We start from the raw sequence: 2,285 nt of genomic DNA, 5'->3' as shown, positions 1-2,285 counted from the left end.
TGATTCGGGACAGTTTCCGTTGATGCAGCTAGGGTAGGATCATGTCCATCGTCTTTGTTCCAATGACACCAGCCGACACCGAAGATCTCATCGGCTTCCTGACCTCAAATCGTTTCCCGTTCCATGTTCAGGCAACACCCCAGGCCGCGGACATACGGACGAAGATTGAGAATGGCCATTTCTGGAACGAAGATACCCAAGGTTATTGGGTATTGAGGGACGAACATCGTATCGGTATGGCTGTTCTGGAGGATTTGCAAGAAGGCGATTCTCCGCTCTTCGACCTGCGCCTGGACGAAGCCCAACGCGGCAAAGGCGTGGGAGTGGAAGTGCTGCGTGCGCTCTGCGACTTGGTTTTCGAGTCGATGCCGAACATGCTCCGTTTCGAGGGACAAACGCGAGAAGACAACATCGCCATGCGCAAAACTTTCCTCCGCGCAGGCTTCCTCAAGGAAGCGCACTACCGATTGGGATGGCCAACCAACGACGGCGGGCACGTTGCCTCAATCGCCTACTCGATCCTGCGCCAAGACTGGGAAGACGGAACCGTGACCCATTTCAAATGGGACGACCTCAAGATCTAGAATGCCGTCCCACAGAAGGTTGGGCAACCGGGAGGGGTGCATGTGCTTCAGATCGCCATCGCGAGCATGTCATATCCCATCGCGATAAGGCACGACAGTACGGCCAGAACGAGCGTGACAGGCACCATCGTGTAACGCTCGGGCTTGCTGCGCGAGATGGCATTCATCAGGATGCCGAGCACGAAGTAGGCGAAGATCACCCACATTGCGATCTCGGCGAACGGCGCGGGGAACACATCGACCGCTCCTACGCGGTCCCACGAGATCACGCCGATCAGCGCGTAGATTATGATCGATATCGCGCTGCCAATGCGCAAACGCTTCGAAAGTACGCGGTGCTGGCCACCCCACGCGAAGCGGCCGAGCGGAGCACCGAAAACGAGCGCCAATTGGAAGGCCGCCAGTAGTGCCAGGACGACTGTGAGCATAAGCGTGAAAGGCATAGAATCCACTGTACCGGGCGGCCCCCGATATAAGGATGACGCGGGAGCCTCAAAAGGAGAGATGAGCGGCCCGTAGATGGTTCCGTTTGCGGATGTGTCACACTCTGATCCTCAAACATCCGTCTATGGAGAAATCAGCCTCCGACAGACCGTCTTACAAGACGGCATGGGAGCATTGTGAAATGTCTACCTTTGATCTTCGTCCGCTACCAGGCGGACAAGTGGAATTGCACGACGCACGACGAAAACGCCGTTGGACCGTCCATCTGGAACCATTCGAGATTGGGATCGCTCCCGTCACCGTGGCTCAGTATTCGCAACTCATGGGCGATAGCGAAACGGGCACCCAAGCACCTCTGGTAGATATCAATTGGTTGGAAGCCATCAAGTTTTGCAATGAAGCGTCATTGAACGAAAGCCTTTCCCCTGCATACATCTTCGAGGCAGACGAAGTGATTTGGCAGACGAACGCCTCGGGGTACCGGCTGCCCACCGAAGCCGAATGGGAATATGCATGCCGCGCTGGCACAGTGGGGCCACATTATGGCCACCTCGATGCCATTGCTTGGACAGCGAACGACAAGCTAGAGAACGCGAAAGAAGTTGGTCAAAAACTACCCAATGCCTTCGGGCTCCACGACACCCTTGGGAACGTCTGGGAATGGTGCTGGGATCTACTCGATCCGGCCCGCTACGACGACTACCGAGTCTTCCGTGGGGGAGGCTTTGCTGATAACTCGTGGAGCGTGCGGGCTTCGACGCGTCGCGGTGGTGCGCCTGGGATGAGCCACCCAGACCTTGGTCTGCGCATGGCCCGGGGTGCCTTCGATGATGCACAGGCAACGCAAGGCTGGTCAGCCGAGGCTGATTATGAACGGGGAAAGATCACTGGAATGCTGCCATCCGGGTGGACGCCTCGGCGATACTGAGAGTGACCAATGCAGGCCAGCCCATATACACGGCGACGGGTGTCCCACAGGAGGTTCCTCTTACGGGCGTTCCTCTCGGGGACCGGCTTGCGGGACTATGAGATATGATTCGATCTCTCAACTACTCCATAGAGTGAATCGTCATCCATGAGTTGACAATTCACATAATTGCGTTATGTTTGAGCAATGATCGGAAGCGAAGAATCCCCACTTGAGCGGCTTGCTGAATTGCTAACTGTCGCCTCCAGCCTGGGACCCCTACCAACCAATGAGGCGAACTCCGTCAAGGCGGTCGCACTTAGCATCGAAATAGAGCAGGCGGCCCAAGC

3 protein-coding genes are annotated in these 2,285 nt (G+C 56.6%); 2 read left to right on the top strand and 1 reads right to left on the bottom strand.

Annotated features, from left to right (window positions below; genetic code table 11):
• The first annotated feature begins 41 nt into the window (after positions 1–41).
• Positions 42–584 carry a GNAT family N-acetyltransferase gene (locus ACT3TP_RS18585; RefSeq protein ID WP_444621274.1) on the top strand — a complete coding sequence of 181 codons (543 nt, stop codon included), beginning with the start codon at positions 42–44 and terminating at the stop codon, positions 582–584.
• Positions 585–631: 47 nt separating this feature from the next.
• Here ACT3TP_RS18585 and ACT3TP_RS18580 read toward each other — a convergent pair whose 3' ends face one another.
• Positions 632–1,027, bottom strand: a complete 396-nt coding sequence (locus ACT3TP_RS18580) for a hypothetical protein (RefSeq protein ID WP_013350230.1) — start codon at positions 1,025–1,027, stop codon at positions 632–634.
• Between the two features lie 182 nt (positions 1,028–1,209).
• Between ACT3TP_RS18580 and ACT3TP_RS18575 the strand changes: the two genes are divergently transcribed.
• Positions 1,210–1,956 (top strand): formylglycine-generating enzyme family protein, encoded by a 747-nt coding sequence (locus tag ACT3TP_RS18575; RefSeq protein WP_443440302.1) that lies wholly within the window; start codon positions 1,210–1,212, stop codon positions 1,954–1,956.
• Positions 1,957–2,285 lie beyond the last annotated feature (329 nt).

It is taken from the genome of Glutamicibacter sp. AOP38-B1-38 (assembly GCF_052377485.1).
Taxonomy (GTDB): Bacteria; Actinomycetota; Actinomycetes; order Actinomycetales; family Micrococcaceae; genus Glutamicibacter.
This window is presented reverse-complemented; position numbering and strand designations above follow the sequence as displayed.

Bases quoted from the DNA above. Each gene is read 5' to 3' on its own strand.
- ACT3TP_RS18585 (WP_444621274.1), top strand. From the start codon at position 42: ATGTCCATCGTCTTTGTTCCAATGACACCAGCCGACACCGAAGATCTC.
- ACT3TP_RS18580 (WP_013350230.1), bottom strand. From the start codon at position 1,027: ATGCCTTTCACGCTTATGCTCACAGTCGTCCTGGCACTACTGGCGGCC.
- ACT3TP_RS18575 (WP_443440302.1), top strand. From the start codon at position 1,210: ATGTCTACCTTTGATCTTCGTCCGCTACCAGGCGGACAAGTGGAATTG.